Source organism: Xanthobacter tagetidis (assembly GCF_003667445.1).
GTDB classification, from domain to species: domain Bacteria; phylum Pseudomonadota; class Alphaproteobacteria; order Rhizobiales; family Xanthobacteraceae; genus Xanthobacter; species Xanthobacter tagetidis.
Genome location: NZ_RCTF01000006.1, coordinates 208,603 through 232,561 on the forward strand (window position 1 = coordinate 208,603; position 23,959 = coordinate 232,561).

Annotated in this window: 25 protein-coding genes and 1 other RNA gene; 7 read left to right on the forward strand and 19 right to left on the reverse strand. The window is 71.0% G+C overall.

Annotated features, from left to right (window positions below; genetic code table 11):
• Positions 1 to 3: 3 nt before the first annotated feature.
• The 3 genes from tolR to ybgC form a co-directional block, all read right to left on the reverse strand.
• Positions 4 to 465, reverse strand: a complete 462-nt coding sequence (gene tolR, locus D9R14_RS09765) for a protein TolR (protein WP_121623126.1) — start codon at positions 463 to 465, stop codon at positions 4 to 6.
• A gap of 4 nt (positions 466 to 469) precedes the next feature.
• Positions 470 to 1,138, reverse strand: coding sequence for a protein TolQ (gene tolQ, locus D9R14_RS09770; protein WP_342634780.1), 669 nt, complete (start codon positions 1,136 to 1,138; stop codon positions 470 to 472).
• Positions 1,139 to 1,497: 359 nt separating this feature from the next.
• Positions 1,498 to 2,025 carry a tol-pal system-associated acyl-CoA thioesterase gene (gene ybgC, locus D9R14_RS09775; RefSeq protein ID WP_121623184.1) on the reverse strand — a complete coding sequence of 176 codons (528 nt, stop codon included), beginning with the start codon at positions 2,023 to 2,025 and terminating at the stop codon, positions 1,498 to 1,500.
• 408 nt (positions 2,026 to 2,433) lie between these two features.
• Between ybgC and D9R14_RS09780 the strand changes: the two genes are divergently transcribed.
• Positions 2,434 to 3,003, forward strand: a complete 570-nt coding sequence (locus D9R14_RS09780; protein WP_170168564.1) for a sigma-70 family RNA polymerase sigma factor — start codon at positions 2,434 to 2,436, stop codon at positions 3,001 to 3,003.
• Positions 3,000 to 3,668, forward strand: coding sequence for a ChrR family anti-sigma-E factor (locus D9R14_RS09785; protein WP_121623129.1), 669 nt, complete (start codon positions 3,000 to 3,002; stop codon positions 3,666 to 3,668). Before D9R14_RS09780 ends, D9R14_RS09785 begins: the two co-directional genes overlap by 4 nt.
• A gap of 4 nt (positions 3,669 to 3,672) precedes the next feature.
• Here the strand turns inward: D9R14_RS09785 and D9R14_RS09790 are convergent, their stop codons facing one another.
• Positions 3,673 to 4,239, reverse strand: a complete 567-nt coding sequence (locus D9R14_RS09790; RefSeq protein WP_121623130.1) for a DUF2244 domain-containing protein — start codon at positions 4,237 to 4,239, stop codon at positions 3,673 to 3,675.
• A 22-nt stretch (positions 4,240 to 4,261) separates the two neighbouring features.
• On the opposite strand from D9R14_RS09790, the gene nth reads away from it, so the two are divergent.
• Positions 4,262 to 5,146: an endonuclease III gene (gene nth, locus D9R14_RS09795; RefSeq protein ID WP_170168565.1), complete on the forward strand. Its 885-nt coding sequence runs from the start codon at positions 4,262 to 4,264 to the stop codon at positions 5,144 to 5,146.
• A gap of 18 nt (positions 5,147 to 5,164) precedes the next feature.
• Here nth and D9R14_RS09800 read toward each other — a convergent pair whose 3' ends face one another.
• From D9R14_RS09800 to D9R14_RS23090, 6 genes are all read right to left on the reverse strand, one after another.
• Complete coding sequence (locus tag D9R14_RS09800) at positions 5,165 to 5,683, reverse strand: dihydrofolate reductase (protein WP_121623132.1); 519 nt, start codon at positions 5,681 to 5,683, stop codon at positions 5,165 to 5,167.
• On the reverse strand, positions 5,680 to 6,942 hold the full coding sequence (locus D9R14_RS09805; protein ID WP_245420682.1) for a flavin monoamine oxidase family protein: 1,263 nt from the start codon (positions 6,940 to 6,942) through the stop codon (positions 5,680 to 5,682). Before D9R14_RS09805 ends, D9R14_RS09800 begins: the two co-directional genes overlap by 4 nt.
• Positions 6,943 to 6,985: 43 nt before the next feature.
• A complete protein-coding gene (locus tag D9R14_RS09810) occupies positions 6,986 to 7,585 on the reverse strand; it encodes an SspB family protein (protein WP_121623134.1) in 600 nt (199 codons plus the stop codon).
• A 129-nt stretch (positions 7,586 to 7,714) separates the two neighbouring features.
• Positions 7,715 to 8,076, reverse strand: a transfer-messenger RNA (tmRNA) gene (gene ssrA / locus D9R14_RS09815).
• Between the two features lie 56 nt (positions 8,077 to 8,132).
• Positions 8,133 to 9,074: a site-specific tyrosine recombinase XerD gene (locus D9R14_RS09820; protein ID WP_121623135.1), complete on the reverse strand. Its 942-nt coding sequence runs from the start codon at positions 9,072 to 9,074 to the stop codon at positions 8,133 to 8,135.
• Positions 9,071 to 9,214, reverse strand: coding sequence for a hypothetical protein (locus D9R14_RS23090; RefSeq protein ID WP_170168566.1), 144 nt, complete (start codon positions 9,212 to 9,214; stop codon positions 9,071 to 9,073). Before D9R14_RS23090 ends, D9R14_RS09820 begins: the two co-directional genes overlap by 4 nt.
• A 157-nt stretch (positions 9,215 to 9,371) precedes the next feature.
• Here D9R14_RS23090 and D9R14_RS09825 point away from each other — a divergent pair, with 157 nt between their 5' ends.
• Together D9R14_RS09825 and aroB are read left to right on the forward strand one after the other, a co-directional pair.
• A complete protein-coding gene (locus tag D9R14_RS09825) occupies positions 9,372 to 9,980 on the forward strand; it encodes a shikimate kinase (RefSeq protein ID WP_245420684.1) in 609 nt (202 codons plus the stop codon).
• Positions 9,981 to 9,991: 11 nt separating this feature from the next.
• A complete protein-coding gene (gene aroB, locus D9R14_RS09830) occupies positions 9,992 to 11,137 on the forward strand; it encodes a 3-dehydroquinate synthase (protein ID WP_121623136.1) in 1,146 nt (381 codons plus the stop codon).
• Positions 11,138 to 11,509: 372 nt separating this feature from the next.
• Here aroB and D9R14_RS09835 read toward each other — a convergent pair whose 3' ends face one another.
• From D9R14_RS09835 to D9R14_RS09865, 7 genes are all read right to left on the reverse strand, one after another.
• Positions 11,510 to 12,616 (reverse strand): polyamine ABC transporter substrate-binding protein, encoded by a 1,107-nt coding sequence (locus D9R14_RS09835; protein WP_121623137.1) that lies wholly within the window; start codon positions 12,614 to 12,616, stop codon positions 11,510 to 11,512.
• A gap of 101 nt (positions 12,617 to 12,717) precedes the next feature.
• A complete protein-coding gene (locus D9R14_RS09840) occupies positions 12,718 to 14,115 on the reverse strand; it encodes a glutamine synthetase family protein (RefSeq protein WP_121623138.1) in 1,398 nt (465 codons plus the stop codon).
• Between the two features lie 156 nt (positions 14,116 to 14,271).
• On the reverse strand, positions 14,272 to 14,613 hold the full coding sequence (locus D9R14_RS09845; protein ID WP_121623139.1) for a rhodanese-like domain-containing protein: 342 nt from the start codon (positions 14,611 to 14,613) through the stop codon (positions 14,272 to 14,274).
• A gap of 61 nt (positions 14,614 to 14,674) precedes the next feature.
• The gene (gene chrA, locus D9R14_RS09850; protein ID WP_184759523.1) at positions 14,675 to 15,877 is read right to left on the reverse strand and encodes a chromate efflux transporter; all 1,203 of its coding nucleotides are present in this window, start codon (positions 15,875 to 15,877) and stop codon (positions 14,675 to 14,677) included.
• A 74-nt stretch (positions 15,878 to 15,951) separates the two neighbouring features.
• A complete protein-coding gene (locus D9R14_RS09855) occupies positions 15,952 to 17,556 on the reverse strand; it encodes an AMP-binding protein (RefSeq protein WP_121623140.1) in 1,605 nt (534 codons plus the stop codon).
• 87 nt (positions 17,557 to 17,643) lie between these two features.
• Positions 17,644 to 18,162 carry a CAP domain-containing protein gene (locus D9R14_RS09860; protein WP_121623141.1) on the reverse strand — a complete coding sequence of 173 codons (519 nt, stop codon included), beginning with the start codon at positions 18,160 to 18,162 and terminating at the stop codon, positions 17,644 to 17,646.
• Between the two features lie 81 nt (positions 18,163 to 18,243).
• On the reverse strand, positions 18,244 to 20,811 hold the full coding sequence (locus tag D9R14_RS09865; protein WP_121623142.1) for a DUF3772 domain-containing protein: 2,568 nt from the start codon (positions 20,809 to 20,811) through the stop codon (positions 18,244 to 18,246).
• A 250-nt stretch (positions 20,812 to 21,061) separates the two neighbouring features.
• On the opposite strand from D9R14_RS09865, the gene dapE reads away from it, so the two are divergent.
• Complete coding sequence (dapE, locus tag D9R14_RS09870) at positions 21,062 to 22,237, forward strand: succinyl-diaminopimelate desuccinylase (RefSeq protein ID WP_121623143.1); 1,176 nt, start codon at positions 21,062 to 21,064, stop codon at positions 22,235 to 22,237.
• A 23-nt stretch (positions 22,238 to 22,260) separates the two neighbouring features.
• The gene (locus D9R14_RS09875) at positions 22,261 to 23,019 is read left to right on the forward strand and encodes an alpha/beta hydrolase (protein WP_121623144.1); all 759 of its coding nucleotides are present in this window, start codon (positions 22,261 to 22,263) and stop codon (positions 23,017 to 23,019) included.
• Positions 23,020 to 23,035: 16 nt separating this feature from the next.
• Here D9R14_RS09875 and D9R14_RS09880 read toward each other — a convergent pair whose 3' ends face one another.
• Positions 23,036 to 23,599, reverse strand: coding sequence for a queuosine precursor transporter (locus tag D9R14_RS09880; RefSeq protein ID WP_121623145.1), 564 nt, complete (start codon positions 23,597 to 23,599; stop codon positions 23,036 to 23,038).
• A gap of 36 nt (positions 23,600 to 23,635) precedes the next feature.
• Entirely contained in the window at positions 23,636 to 23,947 is a 312-nt protein-coding gene (gene rpmB / locus D9R14_RS09885) for a 50S ribosomal protein L28 (RefSeq protein WP_121623146.1), read from the reverse strand.
• Between the last annotated feature and the right edge of the window lie 12 nt (positions 23,948 to 23,959).

Genomic DNA, 23,959 nt, shown 5'->3' on the forward strand with positions numbered 1-23,959 from the left:
GCCTCAGCCTCCCTGTTCCACTTCGGTGACGAGGGCCACCCGCTTGAAGCCGGCCGCGGACAGGCGGCCCATCACGCCCATCACGGTGCCGTAATCCACCTTCTTGTCGCCGCGCACGAAGATGCGCTCATCCATGCCGCCGCGCGCCTGGGTGATCGCTTGCAACTTCGGGACCAGCTCCTCGCGCTTGATCTCGCTGTCGCCGATGAAGATCTGGCCCTTGTCGTTGACCGAGAGCGTGATCGGCTCCTTGTTGTCCTGGTTGACGGCGGTCGCCTGGGTCTGCGGCAGGTCGATCGGCACGCCGACCGTAAGCATGGGCGCCGCCACCATGAAGATGATGAGCAGCACCAGCATGACGTCCACCATGGGCGTCACGTTGATCTCCGCCATCACCGGCCGGCCGCGGCGCCGCGAGCGACGGCTCTGCCAGCCGGCGGCGCCCCCTCCCGCAGACATTCCCATGGGCCTACTCCTGCTCGTCGATCTGCCGCGACAAGATCGCGGAGAACTCGTCGGCGAAGCCTTCCAGGCGCTGCGCCTGCCGGCCCGCCTGCGACACGAACTTGTTGTAGAATATGGTCGCGGGAATGGCCGCAATGAGGCCCATCGCGGTCGCGAACAGGGCTTCGGCGATGCCCGGCGCCACCACGGCGAGCGATGTGTTCTTCGACGCGGCGATGGACTGGAAGCTCGACATGATGCCCCAGACCGTGCCGAACAGGCCGATGAAGGGGCCGGCCGAGCCCACCGTGGCGAGCACCAGAAGCTTGGATTCCAGCCGGTCCATCTCACGGGCGATGGTGACGTTCATCACCTTGTCGAGCCGCTGGTTGAGCCCGGCGAAGGAGCGCGCGCCGCCCTCATAGGTGCGCTTCCACTCCCGCATGGCGGCGACGAAGATGGCGGCCATTCCGTGGTTCGAGCGCCCGGCGAGCGAGCGGTAGAGGTCCTCAAGGCTCTGGCCGGACCAGAACACCTGCTCGAAGCGGTCCATCTCGCGCCGGTTGCGGCCGAACAGCACCGTCTTGTCGATGATGATCGCCCACACCCAGATCGAGGCGAGGATCAGGCCGATCATCACCAGCTTGACGACGATGTGGGCCTGGAGGAACAGGCTGAGGAAGGACATGTCCATCGCGGGGGCCGCCACGCCCGACGCGGCGAGGTCCTGCGCCGCCGCAGGGGCGGCCGCGGCCAGCAGCACCGCCGCGAGGCCGAGCGAGAGGCGGCGCGGAAGGCGCGTCTGAAAGAACATGGAGCCTGCGCCACGACGGCGCGATCGATCTGTCATTCCCTCGCTCCGTGGGCGCGGCAAAAGCGCCGCGCATGCCGGTCCCGTCTACCGTGCTGCGCGGTCTTTGATCGGGCGATCCTGTCCAAACTTTGGCACCGCCGCTCGATTTTCCCATCGCGCGGCACGCCGGCAGCCGCCAGCGACGACACATGCCACAAATAGCCTTAACGAGCGGTTAGGATCGGCATGCCGCGGTTGCCTCAAGGCCTTGAACTGACGAGTGCCGCGGCTTCCTTTGCGTCATTGAGCGTCGCCTGGCGCAGCGCGTCCGGGATGCGCTTGGCGCGCCCCTGCGAGACGAAGGCGACGCGGACATTGGCCGACACCAGCACCTCGCCGGCCCGCTTGACCTGCTGCAGCAGGATGATGGAGGCCCCCATCACCTCGTTCGACAGCGTCACCACCTCCAGCACGTCGTCGATGCGCGCGGGCTTGAGGAAGTCGATCTGCATGGCCCGCACGACGAAATGGAAGCCCGGCGCCTCGGCGGCGGCCTGGGCGAACAGCTCGCCCTGCACGACGCCCAGCAGGCGCATGTAGTCGGAGCGGCCGCGCTCCATGAATTTCAGATAGTTGGCGTGGTAGACGATGCCGGAGAAATCGGTGTCCTCGTAATAGACCCGGAGCGTCAGCGCGTGCCCGCCGGGAATGAGCCGGCCGGCGAGCTGGGGATGGGCCTCCAGCTCGCCCGGGGCCACGGCGCGCTCGCCCGCGATGTCCGTCTTCATGGCGCCTCCGTTGAAATCGTCGCCGCCCCCGCCGCGCGCATGCGCGCGGGCCAACCCCGCAGCCTTCGGGCGGGTTCTAACGGATTTGGATCGGCAAGATCAAATGCGCCGTCATGTCGCTCTGCCCGCCGGACCTGAGGCGAAGCCTTGCGGCAGGCGGATCTTTCGGCCGCTCCGGGCGCCGGCATGCCGTACCGCAATGGGGATTGCGCGCGGCTCCCGTCCACATCATGAAATCGTTATTTGGCAGCCCCATCCCTGCGGTGGAGCTTGGCCGTGCGCGCACCCTCTGCAGTCCGGCGCGCGTGCGGTCATCCGATCGGTTGGGCGTTTCGTATCGAGGTCATGCATGCCCCCGCCCCTGCTGTCATGGAATCGCCGCCGGCCGACACGCGTCGGCCCCGCGCCATGACCGTCCCGTCTCCAGCGGGCGGCGGCGCCGACCTCGACGGCCTGATCCTGGCCATCGCGCGGGATGCGGACCGGCAGGCCTTTGCCGCGCTGTTCCGGCACTTCGCGCCGCGGCTGAAATCCTATCTCGCCCGCACCGGACTGCCCGCCAACGCCGCCGAGGAGCTGGCCCAGGAGACCATGCTCGCTGTGTGGCGCAAGGCGTCCTATTTCGATCCCGCCCGCGCCGGCGCGGCCACCTGGATCTTCACCATCGCCCGGAACCTGCGTATCGACCTGCTGCGCCGGGAGCGCCACCGCTCGACGCTCGATGCCGACGCGGAGAGCGAGCCGGTGGACGAAACCTCGGGCGAGACCCTGCTCATGACCGCCGAGCGCGAGGCGCGCGTGCGCGCCGCACTATCCGCCCTGTCGGAGGAGCAGGCGGCGATCGTCCGGCTGTCCTTCTTCCAGGAGAAGCCGCATTCCGCCATCGCCCAGGAACTGGGCATCCCGCTCGGCACCGCAAAGTCGCGGGTGCGGCTCGCCCTCGCCCGGCTGCGGGTGCTGCTGGAAGACCTGAAATGAACCCGCGTGCCCATCCGAGCGACGAGACGCTGGCGCGCTTCGCCGTGGGCACGCTGCCGGCCGGCCCGCGCCTCGTGGTCGCCGCGCATCTGGAAGGCTGCGCCTGCTGCCGGCGGACGGTGCGCGCGTTCGAAGCGGTCGGGGGCGCCCTGGTGGAGGCCGAGGCCGGCCTGCCGCTCGCCCCGGACGCCTTCGCCCGGACCATGGACCGCATCGCGCGCGAGGGCGCCGGCATGGTGCATCGCCCGGCCCCGGCGCGGCCGGCCCCCGGCGGGAGGCCGACGGGACTTCCGCCCGGCTTGGTCCTGCCGGCGGCGCTCGCCGGCTGCGCCATCGGCCCGCTGCGGCCGGTCGCGCCGGGCGTGCGCATAGGGCGGGTGCGCGTGCCCGGCGATCCCAAGGCGAACGTGATGCTGCTCGACATCGGCGCGGGCCGCGGCATTCCCGACCACACCCATGCGGGGCTCGAATTCACCCAGGTGCTGCACGGCGCCTATCACGACCATCGCGGGCGCTATGCGGCCGGCGACCTCGTGGAGGTGGACGGCGAGGTGGACCATGCGCCGGTGGTGGATGCGGACGGCCCCTGCGTCTGCCTCGTCGCCATGGAGGGTGCGCTTCGCTTCCGCGGGCTCCTGGGCGTGCTGCTGCGGCCGTTCGTGTGAAGCGTCAGAAGGTGGAGCGCGTGACCCCGCGCTTCACCGCCTGCAGCGCCGCCGTCAGGTCGTCCGCCAGCGCCCCCTTCTGCTCGGGGCCGAGGAAGCGGCCCACCGGAACCGTCGAGCGGCCGCTCACCAGCGCCACGTCCAGCGTGCCGTGATCCTCGTCGTCCTCGCGCCAGATGCGGGTCCAGAACGGGTTGAGGCGGATGGTGCGCTCGCGGCCGTTCACCGGCACGCGCCGCACCTCCACCACGCTCGGCGTGACGCGGATGTATTCGCGCGCCTTGGCGGAGCGGAAATTGGCGCGGAAGGCGAGATAGATGATGAGCACGTCGAGGCCGAAGAAGCCGAAGATCGGCCATGCCCCCATGGCCAGGAACACGAAGCCGGAGACGAAGCTCACGCCGCCCACCGCCGCCATGACGATCAGGAAGCCGCGCTGGCTCAGCGAGCGGTGCGGCGCCAGCGTGACGGCATAGACCTCCGGCTCGTCGAGCACGACGGCCGGCGCGTGCACGTCGGTCCGCGCGTCGGTCCGCACGTCTGTGGCTTCGCTGCGGCTGGCATCGGTCATGGCTGCTCAGTATACGGGAAAAATGCCGCAGAAGACCAAAGCGCCACCCCCCGCCGCCGACCCCGCCAAGGCCAAGGGGGGAAAGCCGTCGGCGCTCCCGGCGCAGGCCAAGCCGCAAAAGCGCGCCTCCGGCAAGGCCGCCGCGCCGCTTCCCGCCGCGGTTCGGCGCGCCAAGCCCGCGCCTGTCGTCGTGCCGACCGAACCCAAGCCCGCGCCGCGCCGCCGGGCGGTGGCCAATGCGGCGGCTGCGGCGCACGGTCGCACCCTCGCGGCGTGGAGCCATGCGGAGATCGTCGAGGCCTTCACCCGCTTCGAGGCGGCCGATCCCGAGCCCAAGGGCGAGCTCGAGCATTCCGACCCGTTCACGCTCCTGGTCGCGGTGGTGCTCTCCGCCCAGGCCACCGACGCCGGAGTGAACAAGGCGACGCGCGGCCTGTTCGCCGCCGCCGCGACGCCGGCCGCCATGGCGGCGCTCGGCGAGGAGGAGATCGCGCGGCACATCCGCACCCTCGGCCTGTTCAAGGGCAAGGCGAAGAACGTGGCCGAGCTGTCGCGGCTCCTCATCGCCCGCCATGGCGGGCAGGTGCCACGCGACCGGGAGGCGCTGGAGGCGCTGCCCGGCGTCGGGCGCAAGACCGCCAACGTGGTGCTGAACATCGCCTTCGGCGAACCCACCATCGCCGTGGACACCCATCTCTTCCGGGTGGCCAACCGCACCGGCCTCGCGCCGGGGGCGACGCCGCTGGCGGTGGAGGAGGGCCTTGAGGCGCGCATCCCGGACCGCTTCAAGCTCCACGCCCACCACTGGCTGATCCTGCACGGGCGCTACATCTGCAAGGCGCGCCAGCCGGAATGCCGGCGCTGCCTGATCGCCGATCTGTGCCGCTGGCCGGAGAAGATCATCTGATCCGCCCGGCGCGGCCGCTCACCCCTGCCGGCGGCGCTCCAGGGTCACGTAGCTGAAGGCCATGTCGTCCTTCGGCCCCTGCAAGGGGCCTTCGCGGGCCGTCTCGCGCCAGTCGGCGCTCTCCACCGATGGGAAGAACACGTCGCCCTCGGGCCGGCCGTGCACCTCGGTGAGATGGAGGGTCCGCGCCAGAGGCAGCGTCTCCGCGAACAGGCGATGGCCGCCGATGATGGAGATCTCCTGCGCGCCCATCGCCGCGGCGGCATCCTCCGCCAGCGCCAGCGCTTCGGCGAGGTTGCGGCCGGTGAGCACGCCCTCGGGCGGGGCGAAGGACGGGTCGGCGCTCACCACCACAGAGGTGCGGCCCGGCAGCGGCTTGCCGATGGACTGGAAGGTGCGGCGACCCATGACGATGGGCTTGCCCCAGGTGAGCGCGCGGAAATGCTTGAGGTCGGACGGCAGGCGCCACGGCAGGTCGCTGTCGCGGCCGATGACGCCGTTCTCCGCCACCGCGACGACGAGCGCGAGCGGCCTCATGGCGCTTCTCCCAGGCTTGCGAGCGCCGCATCCGCCGCCTTGAGCCCCGACAGATGCGCGCCGTGGGCGGTGGAGAAGGCCGGCCCGCCGAGCGCCTCGCCGGCGAAGAAGATGCGCCCGTCGAGCGGCTGCGCGAGCCGCGCGCGCAAATGCGCCTTGCCCGGCAGGGCGCCGGAATAGGCGCCGCCCACATAAGGCATCGCCGCCCAGCGCGAGGCGCGCGCACCGCGCAGACGGGATTTCAGCGCGGTGCCGAACACCTGCGCCAGCGCATCGAGGGCGTGCTGAACCATGGCCTCCTCCCCCTCCTCCATCAGCCGGGCGGCGATGCCGCCGACCACATGCACCACCGCGCCCTCCGCCCCGCCGGGGCGGATCAGCGCCGAGACCGCACCGCGCTCGGGCGCCGCCTCGGTGAAGGCGTCGAGGAAGCTGCGCTCCGGCAGGCCGAACACGTCCCGGTCGAAGCCCAGCACCACCTTCTCCACCACGCCGAGCGGCAGGGCGGCGAAGGCCTCTTCGAGATCATGAGGCAGAGCGGGGAAAAAGCCGAGCCGTCCGGAGGCGATGACCGCGGTCGGCACCGCCACCACCGCCGCCTGGCAGGAGAGCGCGCCGCGCGGCATCTCAAGGACGAGGCGCGGGCCGGAGCGGTCGATACGCGTCACCGGGCAGGACAGCGTCACCGGAACATGCGCGGCGTGCGCCAGCACCAGCGTGCCGAATCCGCCGAGCACCGCCCAATTGTCGGGACTGTCGCGATAGAGCGCATAGTCGCGGGTGGAAATCCGCGCCGGATCGGCCGCCGACATGAAGGCGAGCCAATGGCGCGCCAGCGTCTCGAAGCGCCCGTTTTTCGGCAGTACCGCCTCGGCGGCGACATCGCGGCCCGCGTCGCCGGCGGCGCGCACCGCGTCGAAGGCGGCATCCACCTCGCGCCAGCCATCGTCCGCCTCGTCTGGCGTGGCGAAGCGGTCGCCCAGATGGAGCAGGCGGGTGCGGTCGCGCCCGCCGCGGCCGAGGTCGAAGCCCAGCGTCCGGGCGATGGCGGTGAAGGGATTGGCGCGCGCGTCGTGCAGCCAGTGGCAGCCGAGGTCCACCGGCACGCCGAGGGTCGCGGTGTCGGTCTCGGCGCGCCCGCCGGCATGGTCCGCCGCCTCGATCACCTCGAAGGCGACGCCCGCCGCGGCAAGGCGCAAGCCAGCGGCAAGTCCGGCCGCGCCGGCGCCGATGACGGCGACGTCTGTCTCGCTGGTCACGATCGGATCACTTTGGCCGGGCGGCCGAACGAGGGGACGGCGGCTATTTCTTGCGGAACACGTCGAGCTGCACCACCTCGGCGCCGCCGGGACGGGCCGGCGCGTCTTCCGCCGTATCCTGGCCCGGCTCGGCCACCTTGGAGGGGCCCGGCGCATCGGCATCGGGCGCGCGCCGGGCGCTGGCGAGCGCCGGCTCGGAGGCCGCGCCGCGGGAGGGGCGCCCGCCGACGGTGGGCAGGTCGGCACTGGCCGGCGCCTCCTGCGCCTCGGCCTCCGCCCCGTCGGGCGCGGCCAGCTCGAACTGCAGCCCGAACTTCACGGACGGGTCGAAGAAGCCCTTGAGCGCGGAGAACGGAATCACCAGCTTCTCGGGCACGCCGCCGAACGAGAGCCCGACCTCGAAGCCGGCCTCGGTCACGACGAGGTCCCAGAACTGGTGCTGGAGCACGATGGTCATCTCTTCCGGATACTTCTCCCGCATGCGCTGGGAGAGCCGCACGCCGGGGGCGCGGGTGTCGAAGGAGATGTAGAAATGGTGGTCGCCCGGCAGGCCGTCGCGCGCCGCATCGGAGAGCACGCGGCGCACCACGGAGCGCAGCGCCTCCTGGGCGAGAAGATCGTAACGGATGTGATCGACCGTCATGGGGCCCGCTGAACCGAATGATCCCGGCCGGTCCTGGCCCTCGCGCCGCGGCGAACGGCCCGCGGGCGCGACGCTCGGACCCGATGGGGGCCGTCGATGCCTTCCCTCCGCCCGGCCGAACGGAAGGGAAGTGGAGGCTTCTGTTGCCAGGTGCCTCCGAACCCCGCCTATCCGGTGCTACCCGGGAGGACTTTGATTTGGTCTTTCAAACCGCTCACGCGGCCTGAGCAACCGGAGCATAGTTGTCATTCGCAACTATAGGTCGGCCCGATGACGGCGGAACCATGCCGAGCAAAAGAATGCCCTTTACACCCTCGTCGATCCTATTTCGCCCCCGCCGGAACCCACCCCGCTGAAGCGCGATGGATTCTGGTGGAGGCGCCGGGTACCGCCCCCGGGTCCGAAAGGCTTATTCCGACAACCGTTTATCGCCATAGCCGGCTTGCGCCGGCCCTTGGAATATAGGCCGCCCCTCCCGCCGATGAAAGGGGAGCGCGGTAAAAGTCCCCAATCCTCGGCCGCCCGCCCCTCCAAAACCCCCTCCGGGTCAGCCCTCCGAGAGCGGGTGCAGGTCGCGCACCATGTCCTTGAGGCGGTCGTCGAGCACATGGGTGTAGATCTGCGTGGTCGCCACGTCCGCATGGCCGAGCAGGGTCTGCACCACCCGAAGGTCGGCCCCGTGCGCCAGAAGGTGGCTGGCGAAGGCGTGGCGCAGCACGTGGGGCGAGAGCTTGGCGGGCGCGACGCCCGCCGCCACGGCGAGGTCCTTCAGGTCGCGCCCCGCCTGCTGGCGCGTCACATGGCCGCTTTCCGAGCTGGAGGGAAACAGCCAGCGCGCGGCGTCGAGCCCGGCCGCGCGGCGCGCCTCCAGATAGGCCGCCGTGGCCGCCTTCGCGGGGCCGCTCAGCGGCACGAGGCGCTCCTTGCCGCCCTTGCCGGCGACGATGATCGCGTCCGCCTGCGCCCGCGCCGCCGTGGCGGGCAGCGCCACCAGCTCGGACACGCGCAGGCCGGTGGCATAGAGCAGCTCCACCATGGCCGCGACCCGCAGGCGACGCAGCGCCTCGGCCGACGGCTTCGCGCCGGGTGCGGGCCCCGGCGCCGCGGCGCGGCGGTGCGCGGTCTCGATCAGCCGCGTCACCTCGTCCAGCGTCAGCACCTTCGGCAGGGCGCGCCCGCGCTTCGGACCTTCCAGCACGGCGGCAGGGTCGTCGCCGCGATGGCCCTCGGCGAACAGGAAGCGGTAGAACTGGCGCACCGCCGACAGCCGCCGCGCCACCGTGGTGGCGGCGAAGCCCCGGTCGGAGAGGTCGGCGAGGAAGGCGCGGATGTCCGCCGTTCCGGCATCGGCGAGGCCGGCGCCGCGCGCCTTCAGGAACGTCGCAAAATCGTCCAGGTCGCGGCGATAGGCCTCAAGCGTGTTGGCGCTCGCGCCGCGCTCCACCGCCTGCATGTCCAGGAACAGTGCGAGCGGGCCTTGGGCGCTCATCGCTCGATGCGCTCCGGCTGTACCGTGAGCGTGATCTCGCGCTCCTGCGGCTCCACCCAGTTGGCGAGCGCCCACAGGGCGGCGTAGCCCGCGCCGAACAGCAGGGCCAGGACCACGATGATGCGGATCAAGGTGGGCATCCGCCGTCTCCCTCGTGCGCCGAATCACGGCAGGCCACCGCGCACCGGCAAGGGGTGCCACGTGCCGGCCCGGCGTTCAACCTCATTGCCGGCTCGGCGAACCGGTGATAGGGCCAACCCAAGCGGCACGCAAAGAGAACCGTGGCCGGAGGCGTCTGTGACCCACGACGAAGAGCACGCGCGCGGCCCGCTGCCGCCGGAAGACCTCGCCCGCAGGCTCGCGGGCCGCTCCATCGTGCTGGTGGGCATGCCGGGCGCGGGCAAGTCCTCCGTGGGACGCCGGCTTTCCAAGCGCCTCGGCCTGCCGTTCGTGGACGCGGACGAAGAGATCGAGAAGGCGGCGGGGATGAGCATTCCCGACATCTTCGCCCAGCGCGGCGAGGCCGAGTTCCGCGAGGGCGAGAAGCGCGTGGTGGCGCGCCTGCTCCAGTCCGGGCCGCTGGTGCTCGCCACCGGCGGCGGCGCCTTCATGAATGCCGAGACGCGGGCGGCGGTCGCCGCGCGCGGCGTCTCGGTGTGGCTGCGCGCCGACCTTGCGACGCTGCTGAAGCGCGTGAAGAAGCGCACCGACCGCCCCCTGCTCGCCCAGGGCGATCCCGCCGAGCGGCTCCAGGCGCTGCTGGCCCAGCGCGGGGACACCTATGCCCTCGCCGACCTCGTGGTGGACAGCCGCGACGTGATGCACGACACGGTGGTGGAAGAGGTGGTGGAGGCCGTCGCGCGGCATCTCGACCGCCACCCGCCCGCCACCGCTCCGGATTGCTGAAGGCCGACCCCATGCCCGCGACCGCCTCCTCCCCCGTTGCAACCGCCGCCGAGGCGCCGCGCCGCACGGTGCATGTGGACGTCGCCGGGCGGCCCTACGACATCCATATCGGCCCCGGCCTGCTCCAGGAGGCAGGCGCGCGCATCGCGGCGCTGCGGCCGGGCGCGCGGGTCGCCATCGTCACCGACGCCAATGTCGCCGCGGTGCATCTCGCCGCGGTGGAGGCTTCGCTCGCCGCCACCGGCATCGAGCATGTCGCCGTGGTGGTGGAGCCGGGCGAGAAGACCAAGGGCTACAAGGGCCTGGAGCAGGTGGTCGAGGCGCTGATCGGCGCCCGCATCGAGCGGCGCGACCTGGTACTGGCGCTCGGCGGCGGCGTGGTGGGCGACCTCACGGGCTTCGCCGCCGCGGTGCTGCGGCGCGGCGTCGACGTGGTGCAGGCGCCGACCACCCTGCTCTCCCAGGTGGATTCCTCGGTCGGCGGCAAGACCGGCATCAATTCGCCCCAGGGCAAGAACCTCGTCGGCGCCTTCCACCAGCCGGTGCTGGTGCTGGCCGACACCGCCGCCCTCGACACGCTGCCCGTGCGCGAGGTGAAGGCGGGCTATGCGGAGGTGGTGAAATACGGCCTGCTGGGCGACGCCGCCTTCTTCGACACGCTGGAAAAGGACTGGCGCGGCGTGATCGAAGGCGGGCCGGAGCGCATCTTCGCCGTGGCCAAGAGCTGCGAGGCCAAGGCCGCCATCGTCGCCCGCGACGAGAAGGAGACCGGCGACCGGGCGCTGCTCAATCTCGGCCACACCTTCGGCCATGCGCTGGAGGCGGGGGCGGGCTTCTCCGATCGGCTGCTGCACGGCGAGGCGGTGGCGATCGGCATGGCGCTCGCCTTCGCCTTCTCGCGCCGGCTCGGCCTGTGCCCCGGCCAGGACGTGACGCGGGTGGAGCGGCACCTTCAGGCGGTGGGCCTGCCCACCCGCATCGCCGACGTGCCGGGCGACCTGCCGGACACGGACGGCCTGATGCGCCTCATCGCCCAGGACAAGAAGGTGAGCCGCGGCGCGCTCACCTTCATCCTGGTGAGCGGCATCGGCGAAGCCTTCGTGGCCAAGGACGTGGACGGTGCCGAAGTTCGGGCGTTCCTGGACGAGGTGCGGTGAGGGGGACGAACCGCGTCCTGCTACGCTGCCCTCCCGCGTGCGGTCGGGGTGAGGAGGTGGGGGTCTCGCGCCATCGCCGTCTCTCGCCCGTCGCCCTCCGGCTTGACCGGAGGGCCCACGGCCCAAGCCGCATTTCCAGCCGCGAGGATGGATGCTCCGGTCAAGCCGGAGCATGACGGCCCGAAGCGACTGAGGTCGCCCCCCGCCGGAACGCCCCCTTCCCTTCTCCTCGCCCCAAGGGGGGGGTGCCACCCCATGTCGCCTTCCGCTCGAACCGGCAGCAAAAAGGCCGCCCGGCGACCCGGACGGCCCTGATGTCTGGCGCCGTCTCGGTGGCGTAGCCGCCGCCCGAGACCGGCTAACTCGCCCGGCCTACTTGCCGCGCTTGAAGGTGTTCCAGGTCTTGGTGATGACCCGCTGCACCGCCGGCTCGTTGGTGGTGACGATGAACAGACGGTCCATCACCTCCTTGTTGGGATAGATCGATGGGTTGTCCAGGATCGCCTTGTCGATGAACTTCTGCGATTCCAGGTTGCCATTGGCGTAGGAGATGTAGTTCGAGTTCTTCGCCGCCACCTCGGGACGCATCATGTAGTTGATGAAGACGAGCGCATTGTCGACATTCTTCGCGTCCTTCGGGATAGCGAAGTTGTCGAACCACATGAGCGCGCCCTCCTTCGGGATCACGTACTCGATAGCGACCAGCTTCTTCTTGGTCTTCTCCGCGGCTTCCTTGGCGCGCGTGCGGGCCTGGAACACGTCGCCGGACCAGCCCACCGCCAGACAGATGTCGCCGCGCGCGAGCGCGTTGATGTAGCCCGAGCTGTCAAACTTCTTGATGAACGGGCGGACCTTCATCAGCAGCTCGCCGGCCTTGGCGATGTCCTCCGGGTTCTTGGAATCCGGCTCGAGGCCGAGATACTTCATGGCGGAAGGGATGACCTCCTCCGGGCCGTCCAGCATGTAGACGCCGCAATCCTTCAGCTTGGAGAGGATCTCCGGCTTGAAGACGATGTCCCAGGTATTCATGGGAATGTCGCCGAGCCGCTCCTTCACCTTGTCGACATTGTAGCCGATGCCGGTGGTGCCCCACATGTAGTTCACGGCGTGGGCGTTGCCGGGATCGTAGACCGCGAGGCGCTTGGTGATCTCGGGCCAGGCATATTGCAGGTTCGGGATCTTCGCCTTGTCGAGCGGCACGAAGATGCCGGCCTTGATCTGGCGCTGCAGGAAAGAGCCCGAGGGGACCACCACGTCGTAGCCGGTCTTGCCGGCGAGCAGCTTGGTCTCCAGCACCTCGTTGCTGTCGAACACGTCGTAGCGGACCTTGATGCCGGTCTCCTTCGTGAAGTCCTCCAGCACGCTCTCGTCGATATAGTCCGACCAGTTGAAGACATTCAGCGTCTTCTGCTGGGCCAAGGCAGGCCCGGCGAAGGCGAGCGGGGCACCGATCAGTGCCGCGGCGATCAGGCGACGCATCCAGCTTCTCCTCTTGCAAGGTGCGGCCGACTTTCTGCGGAACGGCCTTGTACCGGCAAGCCTATGGCCGGGCGGATGGGCGCTCAACAGAAAAACAGACCTCACAGATAGGTGTCGTACTCCAGCGGAAGGATGACGCGAGAGAAAGCGGCGAGTTCCTCGGCCTTCATCACCCCGTAGACGCGGCGGTATTCCTCGCCGAATGCCTTCGCGATGAACGGCGAGGAAGAAAAACGCGCCACCGCCTCGGCCATGGAGGGCGAGAGCGAGGGCGCCTCGTTCTCGTAGCCGTTGCCCACCAGAGGCGCCGGCGGCTCGATGCCGGCCTCCAGCCCCTCCAGCATGCCGGCGAGGATGGCGGCGAGCACGAGGTGCGGATGGGCCTCCGCCCCGGCGATGCGGTGCTCCAGGCGCCGCGCCTTGGGCGGGCCGTTGGGCACCCGCACCGCGACCGAGCGGTTGTCGAAGCCCCAGGTGATGGAGGTGGGCGCATAGCTGCCGGGCACCAGCCGGCGATAGCCGTTGAAGCTCGGCACGAAGAACAGCGTCGCGTCGGCCATGGTGGAGAGCAGACCCGCCGCGGCGTGGCGCAGCGCCCGGTCGCCCTCCCCGCTTGGCCGGGCGAACAGGTTGTCGCCCGCCTGGTCCATCAGGCTCACATGGACATGCATGCCGTTGCCGGCGAAGTCCACCAGCGGCTTGGCCATGAAGGTGGCGCGCAGCCCGTGGCGCCGCGCCACGCCGTCGATCAGGCGCCGCAGCAGGATGGCGTCGTCCGCCGCCCCCAGCGCGTCCACGCGGTGGTAGAGATTGACCTCGAACTGGCCCGGCGCGGCCTCCGAGATCACCGTGTCGGCGGGCAGGCCCTGGAGCGAGCAGGCCGAGCGCATGTCGTGCAGCACCCCGGCGAAGGCGTCGAGGTCCGACATGGAATACATGTTCTGACGCGCCTGCCCGGTGATGGGGAACACCGGCTCGGGCATGGCGCCGGGCGCTGCATCGCCCTTCAGCAGGTAGAATTCCAGCTCGAAGGCGACGCAGGGGAAGAGCCCGCGCGCGGCGAAGCGGTCGACGATGGCGGCGAGCTGCTGGCGCGGGTCGAGCAGCCACGGCTTGCCGCGCGCCGTGCCGTCCGGCTCGTGCATGGTGAGGAGCACCTGCGCGGTCGGGCGCGGCGACCAGGGAACCGGGCGCAGCGTCCCCGGAACCGGCCAGCACAGGCCGTCCTTGTCGCCGGTCTCCAGGTGGATCTCGGTCGCCTCCACCTCGCAGCCCCACACGTCGAGGCCGAAGATGGAGAGCGGAATGGCGACGCCGTCGCTCCAGATCTTGCCCATGGCCGGGCCGGGAATCCACTTGCCGCGCAGCACCCCGGAGGTATCGGGCAGCAGGACTTCCACCACCTCCGGCGCGCCGAAGGCACTCACATAGGCCGCGATCTCATCCTCCGCCGCGGGGGCGGCGTCACTGGCGAGGCGGCCGGAAACGGAAACCGGCATGATGCTCCATTCTCGGTGCGCCGCCGCAGGGCCTTCCGGCCGAAGGCTGTCGCGCACGCCTCATCCAAGCGCGGCCGGTTGAAACCTTCAAGCGGGACGCATCAAGGATGGCGGGAATTTTTTCGGCCTGCCCGCGCACCGGGCGCGGGCCGCCGCTCAGCCCTGGTCCACCACGAAGCCGGCCTGGCGCCAGCCGATGATGCCGCCGCGCATGTGCTCCTCATAGGGAAGGCCCACGCTCTGGGCGATGGCCGCGGCGCGCTGCGAGCGCTGCCCGGAGCGGCAGGAGAAGACGAGGCGCCGGCCCTCGGGGTCGGGCAGCGCGGCGGGATCGAACGCGCTCAGCGGCATGATGGCGGCGCCGGGGATGCGCTCGGCCTGGATCTCGTTGGGCTCGCGCACGTCGACCAGGAGGATGGTGCCGTCCTCCAGGCCCGCGCGGACCTCCTCGGGCGAAAGATGGGTGATGCGCCCGCCGAAGGGATTGGGTTCACTCATTACAGGGTGTCCTGATGGTTCGGTTCAGGATGCACGCTCTGCTGCGCCGCGGCAAGCCGGCTCACAGGGCGACGAACCCTGCCAGCGCAGCCCCCGCCACCACCGCGAAGGCGGGCACGCGCCAGACCACCAGAGCCAGGAAGGCCAGCAGCGCCACCACCGCGGTAGCGGGCGAGGTCACGCCCTCCGGCAGCACCGGGCTCCACAGCGCCGCCCCGAGCAGTCCCACCACCGCGGCGTTGACGCCGGCGAGGATGCGGCGCGCCGGGACGATGCCGCGCAGCTGCGCCCAGAACGGCAGCGCGCCCACCACCAGCAGCGCCGAAGGCAGGAAGATGGCGCCGAGCGCCAGCAGGCCGCCGGCGATCCCCGAGGGCGGGCGCTCGGCCACCGCCCCGAGGAAGCCGGCGAAGGTGAAGAGCGGCCCCGGCACCGCCTGCGCCGCGCCGTAGCCGGCGAGAAACGCCTCGCGCGACACCAGTCCCGTCGCCACCGTCTCGGCATCGAGCAGCGGCAGCACCACGTGGCCGCCGCCGAACACCAGGGCGCCGGCGCGGTAGAAGGCGTCGACGAGGCGCACCGCGCCGTCGCCGCCCGCCGCCAGAAGCGGAAGAAGCGCCAGCAGGACGAAAAACAGCGCCAGCGCGCCGAGCGCGAGGCCACGCGGCACGGCGAGGAGCGCAAGCTCGGTCTCCTCCCGCGGCACCTGAGGCTGGAGAAACAGCGCGCCGGCGAGCGCGCCGAAGGCGATCGCGCCAAGCTGACCGGCGATGCCGCCGAGGCCGATGGCGATGGCGGCGCCGGCAAGGGCGATGGTCTGGGTGCGCCGTTCGGGGCACAGGCTCGCGGCCATCCCCAGCACGGCCTGGGCGACCACCGCGGCGGCCGCCGCCTTCAGCCCGGCGAGCCACCCGCCCGCAAGGTCCGATCCCAGCATGCCGAAGCCGAGCCCGAACGCCACCATGGCCACCGCCGAGGGCAGGGTGAAGCCGAGGAAGGCGGCCAGAAGGCCGGGCAGTCCGGCGCGCATGAGGCCGACGCCCATGCCCACCTGGCTCGACGCCGGGCCGGGCAGGAACTGGCACAGCGCCACGAGGTCTGCATAGGCATGGTCGGAGAGCCAGCGGCGCCGGTGCACCAGCTCCTCGCGGAAATAGCCGAGATGGGCGATCGGCCCGCCGAAGGAGGTGAAGCCGAGCCTCAGGAACACGGCGAACACCTCGCCCGCCCCGCCCTGCGCGCCTTGATCGTGCCGTCGCGCCATCACGTCGCCCCACCACCGAAGGCCGACCCTATGGCACATTCCGGACGGATGCGCAGCGGCGGCGCAACCGCTTCCTAGTCCATGTCGCGCAGCACGCGGCGGATGACCTTGCCGGTGGTGGTCATGGGCATCTCGTCCACGAAGGCGATCTCGCGCGGATACTCGTAGGCGGCGAGCTGGGTGCGCACGAAGGCCTGGATCTCGGCAACCAGCCCCTCCCCCGGCTCGAAGCCGGGACGCAGCACCAGGAACGCCTTGACGATCTCGGTGCGCAGCGCGTCGGGCTTGCCCACCACGGCGGCGATCTGCACCGCCGGGTGGCGCAGCAGCACGTCCTCGATCTCCGCCGGGCCTATGCGGTAGCCCGCCGAGGTGATGATGTCGTCGTCGCGGCCGAGGAAATGGAAATAGCCGTCCTCGTCTTTGCGCGCGAGGTCGCCGGTGAGCAGCCACTCGCCGAGATACTTGGCGCTCGTGGCCTCGGGCCTGTTCCAGTAGTTGAGGAACATCACCGGGTCGGGCCGGCGCACCGCGATCTGTCCCATCACGCCCGGCGGGCAGGGATTGCCCTCATCGTCGATGACCGCCACCTCGTGACCCGGCACCGCCTTGCCGGTGGCGCCGGCGCGGGCGACGCCGAGGGCGGCGTTGGAACCGATGACGTAATTGCATTCGGTCTGGCCGTAGAACTCGTTCACCGCGACACCGAGCGCCACGCGGCCCCATTCGAAGGTCTGAGCACCCAGCGCCTCGCCGGCGGTGCCGACCGTGCGCAGGTCGAAGCCGAAGCGCTCCTTCGGGCGCACGACCGCGCGCATCATCTTGAGCGCGGTCGGCGGGATGAACACGTTGCGCACCCGCGCCTCGGCGAGCAGCGCGAACGCCGCCTCCGGATCGAACCGGCCCTTGGGCTGCACCACCACCGGCACGCCATGGGCGAGCGCGGGCAGGACGGTGTTGAGCAGGCCGCCGGCCCAGGCCCAATCCGAGGGGGTCCACATGCGGTCGCCCGGCTGGGGGAAGAAATCGTGGGTGAAGCTCACCCCGCTCACGTGCGGCAGCAGCACGCGGTGGCCATGCAGCGCGCCCTTGGGCTGGCCGGTGGTGCCGGAGGTGTAGATCATCAGCGCCGGGTCGTCCGGATCAGTCTCCACCGGCAGCGGCCGGTCGCTCGCCGCGTCCACCAGCGCGGCGAAGCTCTCGGCCCCCGGACGCGGGCCGTCGACGCACACCACGAGGCCGAGCCCGTCCGGCCGGTCGATGAGCTTGGCGAGGCCCTCGTCGTCGGTGATCAGCGCGCGGGCGCCGGAATCCTTGAGCCGGTAGGCGATCGCCTCGAAGCCGAACGCGCCGGCCAGCGGCACGGCGATGGCGCCGAGCTTGTAGACGGCGAAATGGCTCGCCAGCACCTCCAGCGACTGCGGCAGCAGGATCGCCACCCGGTCGCCGGCGGAAACGCCCTTCGCCGCCAGCGCATGGGCAAGGCGGTTGGACAGGGCCGCCAGCGCCCGGTAGCTGACCGGGTGCCAGGCGCCGGCCTCCCGGCGGTACAGGGCCGGCCGGTCAGGCGCGCGCGCCGCCCAGCCGTCGCAGGCGTGGTGCGCCATGTTGTAGCGCTCGGGCACGCGCCAGCGGAACGCGCGCACGAGACCGTCATAGTCGGCGATGTGCGGTAGCATTAAAATACCACTACTTCGGCGGACGGGCGGCAGGCTATATCCGCGGACGCGTCCGGTCCACGGGGTCGTTTGCCGGCAGTGCGTCCGTCATCGGGACGGCGTGTCGGGATCGGCCAGGATCAGTGCCCAGTACACCTTGTACTTGGAGCCCGGCGCATTCGTGGTGGCGATCCCCATCCGCGTCATCCCCGGCGCGAGCATGTTCTTGTTGTGCGAGGGAGAATCGCGCCAGCCGGAGAATGCCTCGGCGAGCGTGTGGTAGCCCGCGCCGACATTCTCCACCGCGCCCCGTGCATCATAGCCGGACGCCTTCATGCGCGAGATGAAGTCGCGCCCGCCCACCGCGTGGTCCAGCTTGTCGGCCCTCGCCATGGCGTTGGCCTGGTCCTGGGCGAGCTTGTTCAGGGCCGGATCGACGCTGACCGTTGGCAGGCCCCGCGCCGCGCGGTAGTCCGACAGCAGCGAGGCGGCCGCGGCTGCGTCCACCGGCTTCCCGGTCTGGGCGAGGTTCACGTAGAAGGCCGGCTGGGACAGGTCCTCGGTGGTCCCGCAGCCCGCAAGGGCGAGCGCGAAGGCGAGGGACAGGCCGGCGAGGTGGGGGCGCATGGCGGGTTCCGAAGGCAAGACCTGGAAATGGCACCAGGGCGGCCATCTGGCGCCGCCCGGGTTGAGGAAGGGTTATCGCCCTCACGCCTCGGGCGGGTCGCGCTCGGGCGGCGGAGGCGGCGGCGCGCTGCCGAGCGCCGCCCAGGGCTGCGAGGCCATGACGATGCCGGCCTTGCGGAAGCGCGAGAGCAGCTGGAAGTGCAGGTCGCTCTTCACGGTGAGACCGTAGTCCACGTTCGCCACCACGCAGCGCAGCTCGAACACCATGCCGGCATCGGCGAACTTCGACAGGAACACGCGCGGCGGCGGCTTCTGCAGCACCTGCGGATGGTCGCAGGCGCAGGAGACCAGGATGTCGCGCACCTCCTCCGGGTCGGCGTCGAAGGTCACGTTGACGGTGACGATGATGCGACCGGAAGTGTTGGAATGCGTCCAGTTCTTCACCATGCCGGTGATGAGGTCGGTGTTCGGCACGATGACGGTGGCGCGCTCGAAGGTCTCGATCTCCGTGGAGCGCACGGAGATGCGGCGCACATAGCCCTCCTCGCCCTTCACGTTGATGGTGTCGCCCACCCGGATCGGCCGCTCGGCCAGGAGGATGAGGCCGGAGACGAAGTTCGACACGATGGACTGGAGGCCGAAGCCGATACCCACCGAGAGCGCGCCGGCGACGATGGCGATGCTCTCCAGGTTGATGCCCAGCTCGCCGACCGAAAGCATGATCGCGACGATCACGCCCACATAGCCGAGGATGGTGGCGATGGAGGATTGCAGCGAGGGCTCAAGGCCGGTGCGCGGCAGGATCGCGGTGGCGACCCAGCGCTGGAGCCCGCGCGCCAGCACCAGGCCAACCAGCAGCAGCCCCACCGCCGAGAGCACGCTCCACAGCGTGATGGTGGTGCTGCCGATGCGCACCCCGAATGTCACGCGCTCCACCGTGTCCATCACGTCGGCGGTGGAGGTGCCCCAGCTGCCGGCGATCAGGAACGCGGCCACCACGAACAGCAGCAGCTTGAGCAGGCCCGCCAGCACGACGCCCATGAGCTCCAGGCTCTCGGGCTTGAGGCCGAGCGTGGTGGAGAGGGTGCGCGAGCGGTGCGTCCCGCGCGCCAGGCCTTCGGTGAAGAAGGCGTCGATCAGGCTGTAGAGGACATAGAGGCCGCCGAGCACCGCCGCGGCGATCACCAGGCGGGCGGCGACGAAGGCGGCAAAGCCCACATAGCCTGCCACCAGCGCCCCGATCAGGAACGCCACCACGATCCAGGCGATGAAGCGGACCCAGGCGAGCCGCGCGGTGCCCGCTGGCGTGGCCTCGCTCGCCTCCGACGGCGCACCCTCGGCCGGGGGAGCCGTTTCGGCCTCGTCCTTGCCGAGATTGATGAGGAAGCGGGCGATGAAGGCGCCGATGAGCAGCGCCATCACCGCGCTCGTCACCACCGTCAGGCCGACGGGCGCGAACAGGGCGCGATGGGTCGCGTTCAGGAACGCGGCGATGGCGAGCGCCCACACCGCGAACGAGAAATAGCGGAAGGCCGTGCCGGCGGCCCGGTCGCTAAGGCCCGGCAGGCGCCGCCACGCCTCGCCCGGCGCCAGGAGGGCGCGGGCGATGCCGTTGCCCAGCGCGATGATGAAGATCGCCACCGTGAGGCCGCGGATCAGTTCCTCGGCGCGCGGCGGGATTACGTCGAAGCCGTTGGCGAACGCCACCGCCGCCAGCGTCGCGAGCGGCGCCACGAGCGCTTCCAGGCAGAACACCTTGATGGCCTCGCGCGCCGACTTGAGGCGGGAGAGGCGCTCGCCGGCCGGCGGTGCCGGCTTGCGCAGGCGCATGCGGACGAAGCGGCCGAGCGCTCCCACCAAAGCGGCGATCGCCAGGGCGCCGAGCGCGATGCCGATCACCGCGAGGCGGCCCTGCCGCTGGGTGGCGTAGCCGGCCCAGTCGCTGACGAGATAATTGAGCGCGCGCCATTCACCGGCGAGCCCGGCAAACGCGCCGGTCCACAGCGCCGGATCGAGCACCGATACGGAGCGCTCGAACAGCTGCCCGGTGAAGAGGGCGCGGCGGCGGCTGGAGATCCGCTCGGAGATCTCGTCCGCCCGTCCGACCAGCGCGCGGTTCTGCTTCAGCGCGGCGTCGAGCTCGGCATGGAGGCGCTGCAGGCGCTCGCGGTCGGCGCTCGCCGCCGGGTCCTCCGGAGCCGCGCCCTCGGCGGGCTTGGGGCCGAGCTCTTCAAGCCGCGACTTGGCGGCGGCGAGGCGCGGGCCGATCTCGTCGGACCGGGCGAGCAGTTCGCGCCGCGCCGGATCGAGGCGCTGGCGCAGTTCGTCCAGATCGGAGTTGCGCAGGCCTTCCACCGAAAGCGACGCTTCCAAGGCGTCGAGCACGGCGCGGCCGGCGTCCATCTTCTCGCGCGCCGCCTGCACGCCGGGATCGGGCGGCGGAAGCGCCTTCTTGGGCGCCGGAACAGCCGGGGCGGCCCCGTTCGCAGGAGCCGCGCCGGGTGCCGCATCGGCCGGCGTGTTCTGGGCCGGGGACTGGCCCTGCGCCGGGGCCGGGTTGGCTGCCTGGGCGCGAGCACCGGGCGGCGCGACGGACAAGGCGAGGAACAGGGTGGCGGCCAGCGCCACCGCAGGCTTCACAAGGCGCATCAATTCGGGTCTCCGGCCGGAGTTCCTGTCGCCCGAAGGCGGCATCCTCATGGCAGCGCGGGGAAAAAGCGGCTGCCGCGGCCACAAATGCCGGGTGATCCTGCCGGCGTCCACAGGTGACTTGCCGCGAATTCGCCCGCGTGACACATGATTTTCAGATCGGCCGACGCGTCGGCTTGCGCTGCTGTGGGGTCGGCATCGCTGCCAGGGCGGCGGTTTCGCGCGGCCCCGAAGGACGAGGAAGCTCCCGATGTTGCCCGGCACCGCCGCCAAGTCCGATCTCCCGGTCGATCCCACCGACCCCGTGGCGCTCGCCCGCGCGCTGATCCGCGCGCCCTCGGTGACGCCCGACGCCGAGCCGGCCATGGCGCGGGTGGCGGAGCTTCTGACGGCCGCGGGATACCATGTGGAGCGGCTCGACTTTTCCGACCACGGGCCGCGCGTCGCCAATCTCTACGCCCGGATCGGCACCGAAGGGCCGAACCTGTGCTTCGCCGGCCATGTGGACGTGGTGCCGCCCGGCGATGCCGGCGAGTGGCGCCACGACCCGTTCTCCGGCGCGCTCGCCGACGGCCTGCTCTACGGCCGCGGGGCGGTGGACATGAAGGGCGCGGTCGCGGCCTCCATCGCCGCCGCAGTGCGATTCGGTGCGCCGCCGGCCGGGTCGCTCTCCTTCCTCATCACCGGCGACGAGGAGGGGCCGGCGCTCGACGGCACCGTGCGGGTGGTGGAGGCGCTGAAGGCGCGGGGCGAAAAGGTCGACGCCTGCATCCTCGGCGAGCCGACCAACCCGGCGGCCATGGGCGATGCCTTCAAGATCGGCCGGCGCGGCTCGCTCTCCGGCGTCCTCACGGTGGAGGGCAAGCAGGGGCACGTCGCCTATCCCCACCTCGCCGACAATCCCATCCCCCGCCTCCTTCGCCTGCTCGGCGCGCTCACCGCGGCGCCGCTGGACGAGGGCTCGGAATTCTTCCCGCCCTCGAACCTCGAAGTGATCTCAGTGGACGTGGGCAATCCGGTGTTCAACCTCATCCCCGCCAAAGCCGAGGCGCGCTTCAATGTGCGCTTCAACGACCATTTCACGCTGGCGAGCCTCGAAGCGGAGATCCGCCGCCGGCTCGACGCCACCGGCCTGGCGCACCGGCTCGCCTTCCGGCCGGGAGCGAGCCAGAGCTTCCGCACCGAGCCCGGCCCGTTCGTCGAGATGGTGCGCGCCGCGGTCGCGGCCGTGACGGGGCGGGTGCCGGAGGCCTCCACCTCGGGCGGCACCTCGGACGCGCGCTTCATCAAGGACCTGTGCCCGGTGATCGAGTTCGGCCTCGTGGGCCGCACCATGCACCAGGTGGACGAGGCGTGCCCGGTGGACGACATCGTCGCGCTCACCGCCATCTATGAGCGCATCATCCAGAGCTTTTTCGCCCGCTGACGCGGGACTTTGCGAGCATCCCTATGATCGAGAACGAGATTTCGAGCCGCCTCACGGTCGGGGACCGCGTGATCGCGGTGCGCACCGTGCCGGGGCGCGCACCCGGCGTGCTGTGGCTCGGCGGCTTCAAGTCGGACATGACCGGCACCAAGGCCGAGCACCTCGCCCGCTGGGCGGCGGCGCGCGGAACCGGCTATGTGCGGTTCGACTATTCCGGCCACGGCGCGTCGAGCGGGCGGTTCGAGGACGGCACGATCTCGCACTGGCTCGCCGAATCGCTGGCGGTGTTCGAGGCGACGTCCGGTCCGCAGGTGCTGGTGGGCTCTTCCATGGGCGGCTGGATGGCGCTGCTGCTGGCGCGCGCGCTGGCGGCGCGGGGCGAGCCGCGGCTCGCGGCGCTGGTGCTGATCGCCCCCGCGCCGGACTTCACGCAAACCCTGATGTGGGAGCGCTTCCCGCCGCCGGTGCGCCAGCAGATCGAGACCACCGGCCGGTTCCTGAAGCCCTCGCTCTATGGCGAGGAGGCGTATGTCATCACCCGCGCGCTGATCGAGGACGGGCGGCGCCATCTGCTGCTCGGCGCCCCGTTCGCGGTCGGCTGCCCGGTGCGCATCCTGCAGGGCGCCAAGGACGAGGACGTGCCGTGGGAGCACGCCATGCGGCTCGTCTCCTGCCTGGCCGAGGACGACGTGGTGTTCGCGCTGGTGAAGGACGGCGACCACCGCCTCTCGCGCCCGGAGGACCTGGAGCGCCTCACGGCGGCGCTGGAGGAATTCGTCTGACGCCGCCGCGCCGGCCTCAGGCCCGCGCCATGCGGCCGGCAAAGGCTGGCATGCGGGCAATCAGCCAGCGATAGGGCACGAGGAAGACGCCCACCATGGCGAGCTTCACCAGGTAGTCCACGACGGCCCAGTTGGTCCAGGGCAGGTCGGTGCCGGCGAAGGCGAGGGAGAAGAAGATCGCCGTGTCGAGCGCCGAGGAGACGACGCCCGAGGCCAGCGGCGGCAGCCACCAGGCCTTGGCCCGCAGACGGTCGAACACGGTGGCGTCGAGCAGCTGGGCCGCGAGGAAGGCCGAGCCCGAGGCGAGCGCGATTCGGGGTGTCGCGAACCACGCGGAGAGCACCACCGCCAGCGCGAAGCCGGCATAGATCACCCGGCGTGTGCGGGCGAGGCCGAGGCGCCGGTTCGACAGGTCGTTCACCAGGAAGGTGAAGGGATAGGTAAAGGCGCCGAAGGTCAGCCAGTCCTCCAGGCCGAACGGCGTGAAGGGGTGCTGCACCAATATGTTGGCGGCGAGCACCGTGGCGCACATGGCAAAAACCGCGAGCGCGAACGCCCGCGGTTCAGATTTCAGCAGCATGGCTCATCTCCGGCGCCGGCTGTGCCGGCGCGGACGTCAGGCCGCGGACGCGGCCTCGGCCGCCGCAGCCGAATGGGCCTTGGCGATCTGGCGCTTCAGCTCCAGAGCGCGCGGGGAGAGGTCCTCGTCGCGGGCCTTCTTGAGGAAGGCGTCGAGGCCGCCGCGATGGTCCACGCTCTTGAGCGCGTTGGCGCTGACGCGGAAGCGCACGGAGCGCTTCAGGGTCTCGCTCTCGAGCGTGACGTTGCACAGGTTCGGCAGGAACCGGCGCTTGGTCTTGCGGTTCGAGTGGCTGACGAGATTGCCAGTCAGAACCGCCTTGCCGGTCAGGTCGCACCGCCGGGACATGGCGAAAGTCCT